The organism is Ruegeria sp. CDSA079 (assembly GCF_059612245.1).
Genome location: NZ_JBXWQF010000008.1, coordinates 208,761 through 226,784, shown reverse-complemented (window position 1 = coordinate 226,784; position 18,024 = coordinate 208,761). Strand labels below are relative to the sequence as shown.

Here is an 18,024-nt window from a genome sequence, read left to right as displayed (position 1 = left end):
TATGGCAAAACACCGATGGCACTTATAGTGAATGGGTCACTGATGGATCCGGCCAGTATATCAGCAGCAACACCATCTCCAACGTTGTGGATGTTGAAACGGATTATAACGCGGACCTGAACAATGACGGCACAATCGGTCACAAGACGACCACCATTGAATCTAACGGCACCACCACGCTCGGATCCTCGACCCGTGGCGTATATGTGATCGACGGCAACACTGACCTGTCATTTAATAATGCCATCGCTGGACCGAACAGCTTTTCCGGTTGGCAAGCCATACACGCCGAAGCGTCGAGTGGTGGCTATCGCGTTTTGTGGAAAAATACTGATGGATCCTACAGTGAATGGGTCACTGATGGATCCGGTAAGTACATCAGCAGCAATCTCGTCGCCAATGTGGCGGACGTAGAAGCTTTCTATGGGGCGGACGTCGATGGCAGTGGTGCTATAGGGCACCAATTGCCCAAGCAGACCGCGCCCTCAACACCAGAGTCGAAACTGGCTGTTGCCGCGCAGGATCTGAATTTGTCGGACTGGGATGAGGCGGCTGATGAACTGCAATTTGTGCCAGATCTGACATCGGCCTCGGAAAGCAACGCCACGTTTGACGAGTATCTGGATACCCAGGACCTGGGCGTGTATTTTGACGAAAATCTCAGCGAAATAGCTTGGTTCAATCTCTCCATCAATGAAGGTAAGGAGGGTCTGGACCCCACTCTTGCCATTCTTTTGGAGGAGGACGGCTTCCTGCTGTGATCTTTTTTTCTGCTGGAAGCTGGGGCGCTATCACCCGGCTCCAGCGCATCAGAAATCTAGGCTGTCAAAGAACAGAAATTTCGCAAAAACTCTGAGCCCAATACCGCTCAGCGGTCTCACCATTGTTTGAGACCGAAGCCGCAAATTTGACCCGCACGGTTTAGATTGTCGGCATCGGTTGGGCTCTCCGCAGTTAGTGTTATTCGCCATAATAGAGGCAGCCGAATTGTTTCGGAGCAACATCTGCCACTTCATAAATGGGTTGCAAAAATACTTGAGACCGTCACGCTACAGCCATACCTTGCCCGTTTTCATACATGGGCTGTGGCGAAATCAGCCTACATGTGACATAGCTTTCTTAGACAACAGGATAGCTTAAAGAGTAGATTTAGTTTCAATGGAAATAATTGCGCTTTCCATTCCGGAAGTGAAGTTGATTACGCCGAGGCGTTTTGGTGATCATCGCGGGTTTTTCGAAGAAACCTATAATGCCGACAGTTTTGCCGCTGTAGGCATAGATACGCAGTTTGTTCAGGACAATCATTCGCTCTCCGGCGCAATGAACACAGTTCGCGGCCTGCATTACCAGGCCCCTCCCCGTGCGCAGACGAAACTGGTGCGCTGCGGACGTGGCAGGCTGTTTGATGTTGCTGTGGACATTCGCAAGGGCTCCCCGACTTTTGGCAAGTGGGTCGGAGAAGAATTGAGCTTTGAAAATGGGCGGATGCTGTTGGTTCCTGCGGGTTTTGCGCATGGTTTCGTGACATTGGAGCCGGGCACCGAGATCGTCTATAAGTGTTCAGACACCTATGCACCTGAAACGGAAGGGGCAGTCCTTTGGGACGATCCTGATATCGGAATAGACTGGCCAAGCAGCAATTCAGCGCCCCAGTTGTCCGATAAAGACAAGGTCGCGCCACGTCTTTGCGACATTGAAACCCCTTTTGTATTTGAGGCTGCGCAATGAAGATTCTGGTTACGGGAGGGGCCGGATTTATTGGGTCTGCTGTTATTCGGCGCGCTATTTCCGACGGGCATTCTATCGTCAACGTCGATGCGCTGACCTATGCTGCCTGTCTGGATAATGTTGCGTCGGTGGCTGAGTCACCAACATACGTTTTTGAGCATGCGGATATCCGGAATGCCTCGGCGATGTCGGGAGTTTTGGACAAGCATCAGCCTGACGCGATCATGCATTTGGCAGCTGAAAGCCATGTGGACCGTTCAATCGATGGACCCGCGGCCTTTATCGATACAAACCTGACTGGCACATACGTTCTTCTGGAAGCCGCGCGCGCCTATTGGGTGGGTGCGGGCCGCCCCGAGGGTTTTAGGTTTCATCACATATCGACAGACGAAGTTTTTGGGTCGCTAGGGGAAACCGGGTATTTCACCGAAGATAGCCCTTATCAGCCCAATTCGCCCTATTCCGCCTCAAAAGCAGGATCAGATCACCTTGTGCGTGCATGGCGGGAAACCTATGGTCTGCCTGTGGTTTTGACAAATTGCTCGAACAATTACGGCCCCTACCAGTTCCCGGAAAAGCTGATACCCGTCGTCATCCTGAATGCGTTGGCCGGGAAGCCGATCCCGGTTTACGGGAAAGGAGACAATATTCGCGACTGGCTGCATGTCGAAGATCATGCCGAAGCGCTATTGCTGGTGCTGGAAAAAGGAGAGCTTGGTCGCAGTTACAATATCGGTGGCGAGAATGAGATGGCCAATCTCGACCTCGTCAGAATGTTGTGCACAATTCTGGATCGACTGAAGCCGGGAACAGCACCCTATAATGATCTGATCACGTTTGTAACGGATCGCCCAGGCCATGATCGCCGCTATGCCATCGACCCGACCCGCATCCGTGAGGAACTGAACTGGCGTCCGTCGCACACGCCTGAAACCGGGCTGGAGCAAACCGTGCAATGGTACCTGGACAACACAAACTGGCTGAACGCCCTGCAAGCGCGCAACGGTGTTGGCAAGCGTCTGGGGACGGCCCAATGAAGGCGCTGGTTTTTGGTTACAGCGGTCAGGTGGCGACCGAGTTGCGTCGCCGCGCGCAGAACCATGATATCACGCTCCAGACACTGGATCGCGCGATGGCAGACCTGTCCGATCCTGCTCAATGCGCTGAGGCCATTCGGCGCACGGACGCTGATGTAATCATCAATGCCGCTGCTTATACAGCGGTCGACAAGGCGGAAGATGAGCCCGAACTGGCCCAAACGGTTAACGCGGAGTCGCCCGGCGCGATGGCACGCGCAGCCGCTGAACGCGGCCTGCCCTTCCTGCATGTCTCGACGGACTATGTTTTTAACGGGTCAGGCATGACACCATGGGAAACCGAAGACTCAACAGCTCCATTGGGGGTTTATGGTAGAACCAAGCTGGATGGCGAACACCAAGTTGCACAAGCCGGAGGGTGGCACGCAGTTCTGCGCACCAGTTGGGTGTTCTCTGCCCATGGAAAGAACTTTGTAAAAACCATCCTCAGGCTGGCTGAAACACGGGACAGACTGACAATTGTAGCCGATCAGATCGGTGGGCCGACACCCGCGGCCGATATAGCCGACACCCTTCTTCTTATGGCCAAAGCTGGGCAAAATGACGAATACGGCTTGTTTCATTATTCTGGCGCACCTGATGTAAGTTGGGCAGATTTCGCCCGCGAAATCATTGCGCAGTCTGGTTTGGCAGTTCAGATCGAAGATATCCCGACGACAGACTACCCTACCCCGGCCCCCAGACCGCTGAATTCACGTTTGAACTGTGATCGTTTGAACACCGTTTTTGGACTCAGCAGACCAGACTGGAAAGCTGGCCTGAACAACGTCTTGCGCGAGTTGAACTCTGCAACAGGCTGAACCGTGAAAGGACAAGGTATGCAACGCAAAGGCATTATTCTTGCAGGAGGATCCGGCACCCGACTTTATCCGATCACAATGGCAGTCTCGAAGCAATTATTGCCAATCTATAACAAGCCTATGATCTTTTACCCCCTGAGCGTTCTGATGCTTGCAAAAATCCGTGAGATTGCAATCATCACCACCCCCCAGGATCAGGAGCAATTTCAACGTATGCTGGGTGATGGCAGTCAGTATGGGCTGTCTCTCACGTGGATCGTGCAGCCCTCTCCTGACGGTCTGGCACAGGCTTATACACTGGCGGAGGATTTTCTGGCCGGTGCCCCTTCGGCGCTGATATTGGGCGACAATATTTTCTTTGGACATGGTCTGCCGGAACTACTTGTTGAAGCGGACCAACAACAGCGCGGCGGGACCGTTTTCGCTTATCGCGTTGCCGACCCTCAACGTTATGGCGTGGTGGATTTTGAAGGAAACAAAGCCCGGGCGATTATCGAAAAGCCTGAGGTTCCACCATCGAACTATGCAGTGACCGGGCTATATTTTCTGGATGGCGACGCCCCGGCCCGAGCGCATGAGGTTCAGCCATCAGCGCGCGGCGAACTGGAAATCACCTCGTTGTTGGAAATGTACCTGCGCGAAGGCTTGCTGGAGGTCCAAACCATGGGGCGCGGCTTTGCCTGGCTGGATACCGGCACGCACGGGTCCTTGCTGGATGCAGGCAACTTTGTACGGACCCTCGAAGACCGTCAAGGAATGCAGACTGGCAGCCTCGACGAAATCGCGTGGGCAAATGGCTGGATCGACAATGCCGCACTGGAAGAACGGGCGCAACTTTTCGCCAAGTCCACATATGGCCCTTATCTGAAACAGTTGTTGGACTAATTCGTACAAACAGTGATAGTTCCTGAGCCTCTATTTTGCTTTTACTAAACTGAAAGCATGACCCCGCAGCGCGGTTGGAAATATCTTCCCACCCGCGCTTACTAGGTCAAAGGGCGGTGATCACCCACTCAGATGAATGAACGAGCGACAGAGATCCTCAACAACGCAGATCGAGCAGTAGAGGTCCGGCCAAAACGACACAGGACGCTGCAGGAAACTCGGACGCACCGGTTATCTCACCGAACTTGACGATGTCACCCGTGTGGACGGGCGCATCGTACCCTCGGGGGACATCCAGGTGATCGACGCAACCGAGCCGGGTGTTCTTCGCACGCTTCAAGTGCGCGAGGGGCAGCTAGTGGATAAAGGCGCATTGCTGATGGAGCTGGACACCACCCAGATCGATAGCAAACTCAGCCAAGAGCAACAGCGCGCCTATGGCCTGATGGCACGCGCTCAACGGCTTCAAGCAGAAATAGACGGAACGCATTTGGAATTTGATGCGAATTTGATCGAAGGAGCACCAAGCGTCGTACGTTCGGAAACCGCTTTGTATCAAGGGCGGCAAGCAGAGTTGCAAGCAGAGATCGCCATCCTAGAGCGCCAACGGCAACAGAAGTACCGGGAATATGAAGAAGGCTTGGTAGATCAAGTGACGGCCGACGAAACGCTCAAAGTTCTTGCGGACGAGCGCGCCATCATTGCTCCTTTGGTTAAACAACAGATGGAACCTGCGACAACTCTGCTAGCGTTGCGGCGGAGTGAGGCCGAGTGGCGCGGTCGGAAGGTGCGTGCCGAAGCCGCAACCAACAGATTACAAACAGGATTGGATGAAATCGACGATAGCATCCGGGCTGCCCATAGTCGGTTTCGCAGTGCGGCACTGACGGACCTGGCGATCGCCACGGCTGAATTGGCCACTTTGCAACCGACCCTGCCAGCTTTGCGCGACCGGGCATCAAGGGCCCAGGTCCGCTCTCCGGTGCGGGGCATTGTCAATCGCATTCATCAAACGACCATCGGAGGTTTAGCGAGAAGCGGCGAGGAACTCGTCGAAATCGTGCCGCTGGATGACACATTGCTGGTCGAAGCCTATGTGAAACCCGAGGATATCGCGTTTCTGCACGCTGGTCAGCCCGTGAAGGTCAAGATCACAGCTTATGACTTCGCGCGCTACGGCGCGCTGGATGGTGAAATCACACGCATTGGTGCAGATACGATCACGCGCTCGGAACGTAATGAAGAAGAGGTGTTCGTCGTGGAAATTCGCACCAATAACACAATGCTGGACGGGAACGGTTTTGCGGTTGAAATCATACCCGGCATGATTGCTGAAGTGGATATCTTATCTGGTCGTAAATCTGTTCTGGATTACATTTTGCAACCCGTCGTGAAGATCAAGGACCAGGCTTTGCGCGAGTAGACCTCAGCAAGAGGGTTTTCTCAGCGCGATCGACATCGTTTGATTGCCAACACGTGGCCAAAAACTCGTGCGATAATGCTGCACTTAGCTCCAGTCTACGTCGCCTAAAAAAATGTATCCTGCGCCGTATATCGTTTTGATCAGGCGCGGATTTTTTGGGTCTTCCCCAAGTTTTGTGCGCAATCTCGAAATTCTAACATCCATGGCCCGGTCGAAACTGTCACCAGCCGCGCCGCCCAAGGACTCCTGCATTTGCGCCCTGCTGATCAGACGCTTGGGACTTTCCAAAAACAACCGGAGGACTTCCCCTTCAGCATGGCTGAATGGCGTTTCAGCACCGGCCCCATCCTCAAGAACATAACGGTCAAAATGCGCTGTCCAGCCATTGAACACAGCTGTATCCGAATGTGAGGTTTGACCGCGCGGTGTCCGCAATCTGGCACGAATCCGGGCCACCACTTCTGCCGGGTCGAACGGTTTCGTTATGTAGTCGTCGGCTCCAAGTTCCAGTCCTGTCACCCGATCCTGCACCTGTGCCCGTCCAGAAATGATGATTACCGCCGCGCCCTGTTCCAATGCAAGGCGATGAACCAACGCCAACCCGTCGGTATCCGGCAATGAAAGATCGACCAGACAGACATCTGGTGTCACGCGGTTCAGTGCCGCTTCAAATTCCCGCGCGCGGGAAAAACTTTGTGTTCGGAACCCGGCTTCTTCCAAAGCGTCGGTAAGAATACGTCGTATCTCGGGTTCGTCATCGAGAATAGTCACCAACGGTTGCGTCATCAGGCGGCCTCGGCTTGGATCAGTGCGGCCAATTGAGCCTGTGAAAACGGTTTACGCAACACCGGCGCCGCAGAAAGCGCCTGTTGGTACAGAGGATCAGAATTCGGCAACGAAGTCATGAGGATGCACGGCAATCCAGAGTTTACTTTCCGCAGAAGATCCAGACCTGTTCCCCCGCCTTTTAAGCGGATATCGGACAAAACCATCGAGATGTCTTCAACACTAGAAAGCAGCGTCAGAGCTTCATCCGCCGAATTGGCCTCGATAACTGTAAAACCGAGCTCTACCAGCATGTCCCTGAACTGGCCCCGTAACTCGTCACTGTCTTCCACCAGCAATACCAAGCCATCCTGAGCGGGTGGAGCAGAGCGATACGGCAATCGCAACACGACCGATGCGCCGGATGGAGTATTTCTGAGGTTCAGATCGCCGCCCGCAAGTTTCACTGTGTCGTAAACCATTGACAAACCCAAACCGGACCCGTCACTGCCCTTGGTTGTAAAAAAGGGGTTCAGCGCCTTCTCCAGCGCTTCGGGTGAAAATCCTGAACCGGTGTCCGACACCGTGATTTCGACCCATATCTTACCGATCGCATGTGCGCTGATGGTGATCTGACCTGAGCTTCCGCACGCATCCCGCGCATTCAGAACAAGGTTCAGCAACGCATCCTGCACCATCCCCGGATCCAGCATTAATGTCTGATCCGGCAAAGTGTTAACGACAGAAAACCCCATACCGCGCGGCAGGGACGGGGTGGCCAGGATACGCAGGTCTTCCAGCAAACCGCGCATATCTGTAGCTTGTGGCCGCGGGGTTCGGTTACCTGTCATATCTGCGATGCGGTTCAGCAATTGCCCGCCCCGACGCGCCGTTTGTTGAGTGGCTGCGACAAGTTCTTGCGCTTCCTCCGGCAAGCCCATCTTGTCCAGTCTGGACTGCATCCCAAGGATAATCGTTAGCAGGTTGGACAAGTCATGCGCCAGTCCGCTGGTCATCTGCGCCGCCATCTCTCGGCGACGGGTTTGTTGTAGGGCGACCCGCGCCTGGGTTTCTTCGGTAATGTCCACGGACATGACATAGACGCCCCCTGCCCCATCTGGAGTGAATGAAACACGGATCCGGCGAGAATCCTGGTCTTCGGTGAATTCAAAAACCGAAGGTTCACCATCATAAGCCTTTCGCAGGTGGCTTTCCACGCGCTCAAATGCTGCTTCGCCAAGCGCGTCGGAGATATGTAGGCCCAGAATATCGGACGGACGCCCAGGCATAACCGCGCTCAGGCGCCGGTTGGAAAAGTCATACAAACCGTCACTGTCCAAATGCGCGATATGCGCTGGCATCATCTCAGTCACAAGGCGCGTGCGGGCTTCAATTTCGGTCAGTTCCCGTTTGGCTTCTTCCAAGGCAGCTATTGTGGCTGCAAGCTTGCGATTGGTGGCCGAAAGTTCTTCGGCGTGACCCAGCAATTGTTCAGACAATTCCTCTGACCGCGCCCGCAACAGGTTTTCGGCCCGCCGAGTGCCTGTGATATCGGTATAGACCGCAACCCACCCCCCCTGAGGCAACGGTGCACCTTCGATTGAAACAACCTGTCCGTTGGGTCGCACGCGTTCCATGTAATGGGATTCAAAGGTCAAAGCTTGCTCGATGCGCAGATTGACCATGTCTTCCACACTTTCGTCGTGGCCGTATTCTCCTCGGCTGGCAAGAAAGTAGATTGTGTCTCGGAACAAAGCGCCGCGTTGGACAAGCTCATCCGGCAAGTCGAACATTTCCTGAAACCGGCGATTGCTGAGCACCAGCTGCAACTTGCTGTCATAAATGGAAAGCGCCTGACCAATCAGGTTCAGTCCGGCGGTTGTCATCGCCTTGATGCGCTTTTCCGTTATGTCCAAGTTTGCCTTTTCCACAACCCCTGCGTAGCACCTGATTTCAGGTACGGATAGTGGGTTTCATTCTTGGACATTGCTACTTTATGACTCGCCATGCAGCGGCATTTTGTTGGCGGCATGATAAGCCTCGACATAACCTCTGGCGACGGACCGCACGGCGCGGCCGATCTGGGTATAGGCTTCGTCTGGCAGGTTGGCAAAGGACACGCGAGCAGACCACCCTGGCGCATCGAATCCGCTGCCGTTCAACAAAACAATCCCGTGATCTTCGGCCAGTTTGAACGCGATGTCGAGCGGGTGCACATTCTTCTTGATCCATGCAACAACATCATCGCCTACATATTTGCGCAACCAGTATTCGAAATCGATGATCCCGTAATAGGCATCGTAGTTTTCGCCTGCATTAACTTCGATACCCATCGCTTCGGTCAAAAGTTGGAACCGTCGATGTACAAGCTCCATGCAGGCGGTTTGATAGTCTTTCTTGGTGTCCGCCAGTTCGACGAGCGAAAACAGGCTCATCATGACTTGTTGCGGCAAGGACAGACCAGCGGTGTGGTTCAGGGCTACATCCCGGCTGTCCGCAACCAGACGATCAATAAACCTGATCTCACGAGGAGTCAGGCTGAGCGTGCCATAGCGTTTGTCCAGGGTCTGTTTGATCTCTTCACTGTGCCCAGCCAGTTTGAGGTCAAAGATATTGTCTTGCGCCACTGCGATGACACCCAAACGCCAGCCCGTGCAGCCGAAGTATTTTGAATACGAATACACGCCTATCGTGTTGCGCGGCATGTACCCCATGACCGAAGTAAAATCATGTACGAAGGTCCCATATACATCATCTGTCAGAACGATCAGATCGGGACGGTGGTTCTCGACAACATCCGTTAATTTTTTCAGGGATGCCTTGTTCAAGGCGACTGACGAAGGGTTGCCCGGGTTGACCAGAAAGAACGCCTTTTTCTTGGGGTCTTTCAGTGTCTCGACCGCCGCATCGGTTAATTGGAATCCATCTTCTTCATCCGTTTCCACATGCACGGATTCGAGGCTGTAATCCTCAAGTTCAGGCATTTCCAGATAAGGAGTGAAGATCGGGGTACACAGCGCAATCGTATCCCCAGGGTTCAACAGGCGGTTGGCCTTGAGTGACTTGAAAATATAGCACATCGCCGCCGTGCCGCCTTCGACCGCAAACAGATCAAATCGCGCGTCGGGCTGTCGACCGGAACACATGGCCCACATCAGATATTCGTGCGCGATGATCTGATTGTGGTGCAGAATGCGGTCCGGCACCGGGTAATTGTCGCCAATGATCGAGTCCGTCAGTTCGTGAACAAATGCATCCGCATCGAAATCAAATGCACGAATGGCGTGTTTGACAACGGTCATCAAGGTTTCTGTGCCGGGCATATCGGCATTGGCCTCAGCCCAGCCTACCAATCGATCATAGCACCCCTTGATAGCTGGCATTCCGCCCAAACCCGCCGGATGATCCATGACGCGTTTGGCTTCGGTGATGGCAAACTGACCGAGAGCAAAGAACGCTTCCCGCGGGCGGGTCGCGATCCAGTTGGGGTTTCCTCGCCCCGCATTCAGAAACGCACTGTTGGATTTTCGCGCTTCATCCGAGGCCAGATTGATCAGCTCATCCTTGATCTGAAAAGGGCTGAGCGCTTCGTAATCGTGCAGTTTCAGACGGTCCATAACACATACCTTTCCAAATCAACTGAGGATCAAAACAACGACCATGCCAAAGATGGTCAGCAACGTATTCCCGATCGCATAAGGCATCCCGTACCCCAGCGCGGGTATCCGGCTTTGCGCGGCTTCCTGGATCATCCCAAGCGCCGCTGTGGTTGTTCGCGCACCGGCGCAGGCCCCAAACAGTATGGCCGGGTGGAACTTGAACACATAGTGGCCAACGTAGACTGAAAAGATCATCGGCAGAGAGGTGGCGACGATCCCCCAAAGCAGCAGTGCGATACCGGCCTGTTGCAGGCCCGCGACAAAACCGGGGCCGGCGCTGATGCCGATCACCGCGATAAAAACGTTAAGGCCAAGAGTGTTCATCAACCACAAAGACGGGCCAGGAATGCGCCCGAATGTCGGGTGCACGGTACGTAACCAACCCAGCAACAGACCTGACAAAAGTGCTCCACCTGTTGTGGACAGGCTGATCGGGAAACCGCCCATGGTAATTGCCAGGGTTCCGACGAGACCACCAATGAAGATCCCCCACCCGACAAAAGCAAGATCTGTCGTGTCCACCGGACGGTCCGCATATCCAATCTTGGCGATTGCCACTTCGACATGACGCTTTGAGCCTAGAACAGTCAGGATGTCGCCACGGTGCACGACAGTTCCTGGCAGCAGCGGCAGTTCAACCATGTTGCGCATAAGTTTTGATACATAGACGCCACGGGCCAGCGAGAGCTTGCTCAACTCTTCCAGAGATTTGCCGTGCACCTCTTTGCTGGTGATCAGAACATCCAGCTTCTCGGTTGGCGTGTTCAGCAGTTCCGGGGCGTCAGCCTCTTTCAGACGACCTTCCAGCAGGCCGACCAACTCCGACCGGCGACCCGAGAACATAACGATGTCGCCCGCTTGAAGCTCCGTGCTGTCTTCAACCTCGACAATAGCATCACCACGCTTGATCCGTTCGGCATAGACCCGCACACCAGGCAACAGGTCTTTGACCGGCTGGCCCAGCAGGTCACTGTCATTAGGGATTTCAAACGCCCGAGCCTCGATCGTTCGGTAGGCCGAAACGATACCGTTGCCGGATTCGATTGCCGTTCCGCCCCCCAACTGGGCTTCGTATTCCTTGCAGGCCGCAACCAGATCCACACCGATCAGGCGCGGGCCAATCTTGGCCAAAATAATGGCAGAGCCAATAGTGCCATAGATATAGGTGACAGCATATGCGATCGGAATCTGATTGGCGTAGGTCTGCGCCTGTTCTGACGACAGACCCAATTGATTGATCTGATCCGTCGCCACACCAATCGCGGCAGAAATGGTCTGTGACCCGGCATACAAGCCAGCCGCAAAACCCAGTTCCAATCCTGCGACCTTGGCAGAAATAACCGGCACAATCAGACACAAAGCCAATACACTGAGTGCGAACAACACCTCACGTGCACCGTCTGCCTTGAGGCCACGAATAAATTGCGGCCCGACACCATATCCTACCGCGAAGATGAACATGATGAAAAATGTCGATTTGACTGCCGAGTCTATTTGGATGTGCGTTTGCCCGATGATCACAGCCGCAAGCAAAGTTGCCGTGACAGTCCCGAGGCTGAAGCCAAAGAGTTTTTTGGGACCGATCCAGAACCCAATCCCTATCGACAGAAAAACCGCCAGTTCAGGATAGCTGCGCAGCACATTCACAAACCAATCGCCCATCACTGTCCTCCCGAAAACACCCAGTGTAAACATGGATGTGTTTGGAACTTCAAAATCGCTGACAAGCCGATCTGGACAATTCACTCAAAACCGGAAACACAAATCACCGGCACCACAGGCCGTCAGAGCGCAAACAAAAGCGTATTTTTCTGCGACGATATCGTAAGATGCGAATTTTTCTACAGTTTTCCCAAACGGAGTCGGGTCACTAACGGGAAGCCTAGTATCGTGAGCGGGATTTTGCGCCTTCGGATGTAATCGAGTGCAGGGACAAAGTGTGGTCCATGTTTCGCATCCGGTGCCGCAGCATCTGACGACTCAATCGGACCAGGTCGGCTGCAAACTCGGGCTTGTCAGCTACATTTTCGAACTCGCCCTGGCCCTGATGGTCAAACAAAATCGGCGGCAGGTCAGCTGCGAACTCGACCAAGGTAAACCGGTCATCTCGCAGTATGCCCAGACACGAGTCGCTGTTGCCGGTTCCAAGTCTTTGTTGCCACAACGTTGGGTTTTCAGGTTCCGAGAAATCCAGTTCACTGAAGGAATAGCTGCGCCAGTCTTCGGGAATGTCACCATGCAACAATGGCAACAATGACCGACCATCCATCGCGTTCGGAGCTGTTTGCCCGATCCAGTCAAGGATTGTCGGTGTTACATCTATCGACTCAGTTGGCACGGTGATCTGGGTGCCCGCTTGGACCTCGTTGTCAGGCAGACGGATGATTAGCGGCGTATGATAGGCCGCGTCGTAGACCGTCATCTTGCCCCAGCTGTGACGATCCCCCAGCATTTCACCATGGTCTGCGGTGATCACAAGCATCGTGTCGTCGTATTGCCCACTGTCCTTGAGGTACTTCACCACACGGCCGATGTGGTGATCGACCTCTGTTGCCAACCCCAGATAGACAGCGCGCAAAGTACGAATATTCTCATCCGTCGGCTCAACTTCGTCAAAGCCATGAACAAACTCTTTGGCTGTATAGACATCCAGCTTTGGCCCGAAAAATGGGTGCTGTTCTTTCTCAGCTTCTGCGCTGTGCAACCGTTGCGGCAGCGGGATGTCCGCCGGGTTGTACATGTCATTATACGGCGCGGGCGCGACCAAAGGCGGATGGGGGCGGATATAGGTCAGATGGGCAAACCATCCCTCGCCACAATGAGGTGCGATCCCATCCAGGAACGCATCCGTCAGGAACGCAGTGTCGCTGTCTTCCGCCCGATACAGCGCCGGGTCGTTCAATTTGGGAGGTTGACCATCCCCAGAGACAGGTTTGTAGACGTCCCAGTACTGATCGAACTCGTACCCTTTCTTCAACAAGTGCCCTTGCCAAGGATATGACTCTTCAAGGCGCATTTCGACAACCTCAAGGAATCCGGTCATGGATTGTTCATATGATTTGAGCACCGGATCGTTGGCGTCATGAACGCGCGGATCGGCTGAGGTGTCCGTATAGCCGAAAAGCATCGGCATGAATCCCGCTTTACGCATTTCAGTGGCGATGTTCGGGGTATCGTGACGCAGCGGCGTTCCATTTCGAACCGACCGGTGGTTCATCGCATATTGTCCGGTCAAAAGCGACGCTCGCGAAGGGCCACAGGGATTAGTGACAGAATAATGCCGCGTGAATGTCACCGCTTCTTCCATGAATGCCCGAAGGTTTGGAAGCTTCACGTGATCCGCCAAAGCGCCGCTGAGGCAATCCGCCCGAAGCTGATCGATGATGATGAACAAGACATTCTTGGCCTGAGGCATCTGGCTTCTCCGACTCCAAACCTGAGTTTCCGCGGCGAAATGTGTCTTTCTTCTTGCGCTCACGCAACTTATTTAAGAAGCGCTCCGTAACTTTCTTTCGCGGGCTGACAATAGCAGACAAATTTGCGTAGAATCGGCCTTTTGCGTGACGCGAGCGCCATCCTGCAAAGTAAAAACCCGGCCTTTGGGAACAAAGACTTGCAGGTTCCGAAGGTTTTACTTCACATGTCGGTATGACGCAGCCAGCGATTTCAACCGAGCACGACCCCGACGGCATACATGTCCGTATCTCGGGCAAGTTGCTTACCCAATCGTTGCAATCAGTTGAAGCGGATTTTGCTGCCATCCAACCCTCGGCGGATCGGGTGGTTTTTGATTTGTCCAAAGTTGAAGCGCTTGATACTGGCGGGGCGTGGCTGATCGCAAATCTTGGTCGCCGTTTCACCACGAACGGTGCAGAGATTGAAATTCAGGGGGCAAAGCCCGCGCACGCCACGCTTATCGATACTGTAACTCACAATATCCCGGACAAACCTGGGAAGCTTGAAGAACCCCTCAGCTTTATAGACTGGGTCGCCAATGTTGGGCGCGGAACGTTCGGGGCGTGGAAAGATACGCTTTCGATATTGGAGTTTCTGGGCCTTACCCTGCACCGGCTGTTTCGCACTTTCATCATGCCGTGGCGGCTGCGCAAGGCGGCCCTGGTCACGCATATGGAGGAAACCGGGGTCAAGGCCCTTCCCATCGTGGCGCTGATGGGGTTTCTGATCGGTGTTGTGCTGGCCTTTCAGGGGGCCACGCAGCTCAAGCAGTTTGGCGCAGAGATCTTTGTGGTTGAATTGATCTCGATCTCGGTACTGCGTGAGTTGGGAATTTTGCTGACCGCCATCATCGTCGCGGGGCGATCGGGTTCCGCCTTCACGGCCTCTATCGGTTCGATGAAAGTGCAGGAAGAGATCGACGCCATGCGCACGCTGGGGTTGGACCCGATTGAAGTTCTGGTCATTCCCCGTGTCTTGGCCTTGCTGATCATGCTGCCCATTCTGGGATTTGTCGCCGACATTGCCGGCCTGTTTGGCGGTGCCTTGATGAGTTGGATCGATTTGGGCGTGAGCCCGGGGATGTTTCTCACGCGGTTGAAAGAGAACACAGATGTCTGGCAACTGGCCGTAGGTCTGATCAAGGCTCCGTTCTTTGCTCTGGTCATCGGCGTGATCTCTTGTTGGCAGGCCATGCAAGTCAAAGGGTCAGCGCAAAGTGTGGGGCAGCGCACGACGGCATCCGTTGTGCAATCCATCTTCATGGTGATCGCAATCGATGCCCTGTTTTCGATTTTCTTTTCAGAGATCGGAATCTGACATGATGGACGATGTGCAGCACGTACCAGCCTCTACCAAGACGCAACGAGACGCAGTGATCCGCGTACGCGGGCTCAGAAACCAGTTCGGCACGCAGGTCGTGCATGAGAACCTAGATCTTGACGTTTGGCGTGGTGAGGTTCTTGGCGTTGTCGGCGGATCGGGTACGGGCAAATCCGTTTTGCTCAGAACAATTGTCGGGCTGAACAAACCCGCTGCCGGCAGTATCGAAGTTCTGGGCGTCGATGTTGTGAACGGCCCCGAGCAAGACCGCCGCAGGATCGAGCGCCATTGGGGTGTGGCCTTTCAGGACGGTGCGCTATTTTCCTCTCTGACGGTGTTGCAAAACGTGATGGCCCCACTGCGCGAGCATACGGGTCTCAGCGAAAAACTAATGGAGTCGCTGGGCGCACTGAAAATCAGCCTGGTGGGGTTGCCGCAGTTGAGTTGCGGCAAATTTCCATCCGAGCTGTCAGGCGGCATGCGCAAACGCGCAGCGCTGGCCCGGGCGTTGGCCTTGGACCCTGAGATCGTGTTCCTGGACGAGCCAACCGCCGGGTTGGACCCGATTGGTGCAGCGGCATATGATGAGCTGATCGGCGAGTTGCAGCAGGCACTTGGGTTGACGGTGTTCATGGTCACCCATGATCTGGACAGCTTGTATGCTATCTGCGACCGGATTGCCGTACTTGCAGAAAAGCGCGTACTGGTCGAAGGTCCGATAGAAGACATGACCAAGGTTGATCATCCTTGGGTGCAGGAATACTTCACAGGCCCCCGCGCCCGCGCAGCACAACAAAAGGGCCAGGACAGGTAGAGGCAATGGAGACCCGAGCAAATTATATCCTGATCGGCGCGTTTACCCTTGCGGGGCTTTTGGGCGCGTTCGGTTTTTTCCTGTGGCTTGCCAAGTTCGAGGTCACGCGCCAGTACGCATATTACGACGTTCTTTTCGACAATGTTTCGGGGCTTTCTGCGGCAGGCGGGGTGAACTTCAACGGTTTGCCCGTTGGTCAGGTGATCTCGCTGAATCTGGATGAAAACGATCCCTCGAAAGTCAGGGTGCGTATAGAAGTGGACGCAGAAATTCCGATCACGGAAGAAACAGTCGCGCAACTGCAGTCGTTGGGCGTGACTGGTGTGGGCTATGTCGAGTTGACCGGCGGCACACCAACCTCCCAACGTTTGCCGCAAGACAGTGTGATCAAAAGCAAGCGCAGTACGATACAATCCCTTTTTGAGGGCGCACCAAAAGTGCTGGATGAAGCCGTCACTCTTTTGGAAAGCCTGAACAAAGTCGTTGACGACAAGAACCGCGACGCCGTCAGCAGCATTTTGGACAATCTTGCATCAGCCACAGGTCGATTGGACAAAACACTGACAAGTTTCGATTCCGTCGCCAGCAATATCGGCAAGGCAGCCCAGGATATTGGCGAGTTCTCCAAACGTTTGGACCCTTTGATCGATACCGCAGAGACAACGCTGAAAACCGGAACCGATACGCTCAACTCGGTCAAAACCGCATCTGAATCCGCAAAAGCAGCGTTGGACGAAGCAAAAACCACGATCCAGACGGCAGACCGTATCCTGCAGCAGGACATTCAGCCCTTCATTGAGCGTGGCTCGCAACTGGCTGAACGCCTGACGTTACTGTCCGACGAAGGCAGCGTCACGCTGGAAATTGTCAACGAAACCGTTCTGAACGCAAATACGACGCTGGGCTCGATCACATCGGCGATGGACACCGCCAAAGGGGCGCTGTCGTCGGCAGAGACCGCTTTCAACTCTGCCAATCGGGTTATGGAGGACGAGGTTGCGCCTGTTGCCGCAGACATTCGCAAGGCTGCCAACCAAGTAACCGAGACCGTCTCGAATATCACCGAAAAGATCGACCAGATCTCGGACGATGTTCTCAGCGCGTCCAATTCCGCGTCCGAGCTTTTGGGCACCATCGACGGCATTGTTCAGACCAATCGCCGTCAGGTTTCCGATTTTCTGCGTGTAGGTCTACCGCAATTTATTCGTTTTATTGAAGAATCCCAACGCCTTGTCATCAGCCTGGATCGTCTGGTGGACAAGGTCGAACGTGACCCTGCACGTTTCCTTCTGGGCACCCAAGCATCGGAGTTCCGTCAATGATCAAGCCTGCTCTCGCTTTGCTGGCTGTTGCCATAATCGGTGGGTGCGCCGGTTTGGGTACGTTGAAACAAGCAGCCAAACCCAATGACCTGTATCTGCTGACGCCTAAAAGCACGTTCTCTTCGGCGTTGCCCAGAATACAGAAACAGATCGTTGTCGAGGAACCAACAGCTACCGCCGCGGTGAACACTGATCAGATCGCCATTCAGCCGACCCCTTTGCAGGTGCAATACCTACCACGCGCACGCTGGGTGGACCGCGCGCCTTTGATCGTTCAAACGCTGTTGGTGGAAAGCTATGAGAACTCGGGCAAAGTAGCCGCGGTTGGTCGTTCTACGGTTGGTCTGCGCGCTGACTATGTGATTGCGCCGGACCTGCGCGAGTTTCAGGGCATTGTGGTCGAGGACTCTGAAGCCGGGAAAAAGGTCCGCATTGAAGTCCGCATGAATATCAAGGTGATCGACGAATACGAAGACAAGATCATCGCATCCAGTTCGTTTCAGGAAAACGTGGTGGCCGCTAGCGACCAGACCCCGGATTTGGTCAAAGCCTTTGATTTAGCCTTGGGGCGTGCAATGCGAGATGCCGTTGAATGGAGCATTCGCAGGATCAACACACATGTGGCGAATAACCCTAGGTCGGACCCCAGTTAACCCTTCAGGATGACATTACAGCAGCCTTGTTACGGCCGGTGAGCATATGGCGCGTTGTTTGATGTAGCGTGCGACCACCGAGCTTTGTTTTCGACCTGACAC

14 protein-coding genes and 1 pseudogene are annotated in these 18,024 nt (G+C 54.4%); 10 read left to right on the top strand and 5 right to left on the bottom strand.

The genetic code is table 11. The features are described 5' to 3' along the window. The 6 genes and pseudogenes from AC2FJZ_RS11265 to AC2FJZ_RS11240 all read left to right on the top strand — a co-directional run. On the top strand, window positions 1–761 hold a 761-nt coding region (locus AC2FJZ_RS11265), incomplete at its 5' end, for a hypothetical protein (RefSeq protein WP_496777637.1). Between the two features lie 397 nt (window positions 762–1,158). Then, window positions 1,159–1,728, top strand: coding sequence for a dTDP-4-dehydrorhamnose 3,5-epimerase (gene rfbC, locus AC2FJZ_RS11260; RefSeq protein WP_496777635.1), 570 nt, complete (start codon window positions 1,159–1,161; stop codon window positions 1,726–1,728). Further along, window positions 1,725–2,765 carry a dTDP-glucose 4,6-dehydratase gene (gene rfbB, locus AC2FJZ_RS11255; RefSeq protein WP_496674086.1) on the top strand — a complete coding sequence of 347 codons (1,041 nt, stop codon included), beginning with the start codon at window positions 1,725–1,727 and terminating at the stop codon, window positions 2,763–2,765. The genes rfbC and rfbB overlap by 4 nt, the downstream gene beginning before the upstream one ends. Further along, window positions 2,762–3,625 (top strand): dTDP-4-dehydrorhamnose reductase, encoded by an 864-nt coding sequence (rfbD, locus tag AC2FJZ_RS11250; protein WP_496777634.1) that lies wholly within the window; start codon window positions 2,762–2,764, stop codon window positions 3,623–3,625. The genes rfbB and rfbD overlap by 4 nt, the downstream gene beginning before the upstream one ends. A gap of 18 nt (window positions 3,626–3,643) precedes the next feature. Next, window positions 3,644–4,510, top strand: coding sequence for a glucose-1-phosphate thymidylyltransferase RfbA (gene rfbA, locus AC2FJZ_RS11245; RefSeq protein ID WP_496674091.1), 867 nt, complete (start codon window positions 3,644–3,646; stop codon window positions 4,508–4,510). Between the two features lie 241 nt (window positions 4,511–4,751). Continuing rightward, window positions 4,752–5,933 (top strand): annotated as a pseudogene (locus tag AC2FJZ_RS11240) (HlyD family type I secretion periplasmic adaptor subunit); the annotation flags it as partial. Window positions 5,934–6,017: 84 nt separating this feature from the next. Here AC2FJZ_RS11240 and AC2FJZ_RS11235 read toward each other — a convergent pair. From AC2FJZ_RS11235 to AC2FJZ_RS11215, 5 genes are all read right to left on the bottom strand, one after another. After that, window positions 6,018–6,719 carry a response regulator transcription factor gene (locus AC2FJZ_RS11235; protein WP_496777633.1) on the bottom strand — a complete coding sequence of 234 codons (702 nt, stop codon included), beginning with the start codon at window positions 6,717–6,719 and terminating at the stop codon, window positions 6,018–6,020. Then, window positions 6,719–8,584, bottom strand: coding sequence for a PAS-domain containing protein (locus AC2FJZ_RS11230; protein WP_496673893.1), 1,866 nt, complete (start codon window positions 8,582–8,584; stop codon window positions 6,719–6,721). The genes AC2FJZ_RS11235 and AC2FJZ_RS11230 overlap by 1 nt, the downstream gene beginning before the upstream one ends. A gap of 108 nt (window positions 8,585–8,692) precedes the next feature. Beyond that, the gene (locus tag AC2FJZ_RS11225) at window positions 8,693–10,315 is read right to left on the bottom strand and encodes a bifunctional aspartate transaminase/aspartate 4-decarboxylase (protein WP_496777632.1); all 1,623 of its coding nucleotides are present in this window, start codon (window positions 10,313–10,315) and stop codon (window positions 8,693–8,695) included. Between the two features lie 18 nt (window positions 10,316–10,333). Further along, complete coding sequence (aspT, locus tag AC2FJZ_RS11220; RefSeq protein WP_496777630.1) at window positions 10,334–12,019, bottom strand: aspartate-alanine antiporter; 1,686 nt, start codon at window positions 12,017–12,019, stop codon at window positions 10,334–10,336. A gap of 220 nt (window positions 12,020–12,239) precedes the next feature. Next, complete coding sequence (locus tag AC2FJZ_RS11215; RefSeq protein WP_496777629.1) at window positions 12,240–13,772, bottom strand: alkaline phosphatase family protein; 1,533 nt, start codon at window positions 13,770–13,772, stop codon at window positions 12,240–12,242. Between the two features lie 233 nt (window positions 13,773–14,005). Here AC2FJZ_RS11215 and AC2FJZ_RS11210 point away from each other — a divergent pair, with 233 nt between their 5' ends. From AC2FJZ_RS11210 to AC2FJZ_RS11195, 4 genes are read left to right on the top strand one after another with little or no spacing between them, the layout of a single operon-like run. Next, window positions 14,006–15,130 (top strand): MlaE family lipid ABC transporter permease subunit, encoded by a 1,125-nt coding sequence (locus AC2FJZ_RS11210; RefSeq protein WP_496673882.1) that lies wholly within the window; start codon window positions 14,006–14,008, stop codon window positions 15,128–15,130. Window position 15,131: 1 nt separating this feature from the next. Beyond that, complete coding sequence (locus AC2FJZ_RS11205; protein ID WP_496673879.1) at window positions 15,132–15,947, top strand: ABC transporter ATP-binding protein; 816 nt, start codon at window positions 15,132–15,134, stop codon at window positions 15,945–15,947. Window positions 15,948–15,952: 5 nt separating this feature from the next. Further along, window positions 15,953–17,269, top strand: a complete 1,317-nt coding sequence (locus AC2FJZ_RS11200; protein WP_496673876.1) for an MlaD family protein — start codon at window positions 15,953–15,955, stop codon at window positions 17,267–17,269. Further along, window positions 17,266–17,922, top strand: coding sequence for an ABC-type transport auxiliary lipoprotein family protein (locus tag AC2FJZ_RS11195; protein WP_050604266.1), 657 nt, complete (start codon window positions 17,266–17,268; stop codon window positions 17,920–17,922). The genes AC2FJZ_RS11200 and AC2FJZ_RS11195 overlap by 4 nt, the downstream gene beginning before the upstream one ends. The last annotated feature ends 102 nt before the right edge of the window (window positions 17,923–18,024 follow it).

Bases quoted from the DNA above. Each gene is read 5' to 3' on its own strand.
- rfbC (WP_496777635.1), top strand. From the start codon at position 1,159: ATGGAAATAATTGCGCTTTCCATTCCGGAAGTGAAGTTGATTACGCCG.
- rfbB (WP_496674086.1), top strand. From the start codon at position 1,725: ATGAAGATTCTGGTTACGGGAGGGGCCGGATTTATTGGGTCTGCTGTT.
- rfbD (WP_496777634.1), top strand. From the start codon at position 2,762: ATGAAGGCGCTGGTTTTTGGTTACAGCGGTCAGGTGGCGACCGAGTTG.
- rfbA (WP_496674091.1), top strand. From the start codon at position 3,644: ATGCAACGCAAAGGCATTATTCTTGCAGGAGGATCCGGCACCCGACTT.
- AC2FJZ_RS11235 (WP_496777633.1), bottom strand. From the start codon at position 6,719: ATGACGCAACCGTTGGTGACTATTCTCGATGACGAACCCGAGATACGA.
- AC2FJZ_RS11230 (WP_496673893.1), bottom strand. From the start codon at position 8,584: ATGACAACCGCCGGACTGAACCTGATTGGTCAGGCGCTTTCCATTTAT.
- AC2FJZ_RS11225 (WP_496777632.1), bottom strand. From the start codon at position 10,315: ATGGACCGTCTGAAACTGCACGATTACGAAGCGCTCAGCCCTTTTCAG.
- aspT (WP_496777630.1), bottom strand. From the start codon at position 12,019: ATGGGCGATTGGTTTGTGAATGTGCTGCGCAGCTATCCTGAACTGGCG.
- AC2FJZ_RS11215 (WP_496777629.1), bottom strand. From the start codon at position 13,772: ATGCCTCAGGCCAAGAATGTCTTGTTCATCATCATCGATCAGCTTCGG.
- AC2FJZ_RS11210 (WP_496673882.1), top strand. From the start codon at position 14,006: ATGACGCAGCCAGCGATTTCAACCGAGCACGACCCCGACGGCATACAT.
- AC2FJZ_RS11205 (WP_496673879.1), top strand. From the start codon at position 15,132: ATGATGGACGATGTGCAGCACGTACCAGCCTCTACCAAGACGCAACGA.
- AC2FJZ_RS11200 (WP_496673876.1), top strand. From the start codon at position 15,953: ATGGAGACCCGAGCAAATTATATCCTGATCGGCGCGTTTACCCTTGCG.
- AC2FJZ_RS11195 (WP_050604266.1), top strand. From the start codon at position 17,266: ATGATCAAGCCTGCTCTCGCTTTGCTGGCTGTTGCCATAATCGGTGGG.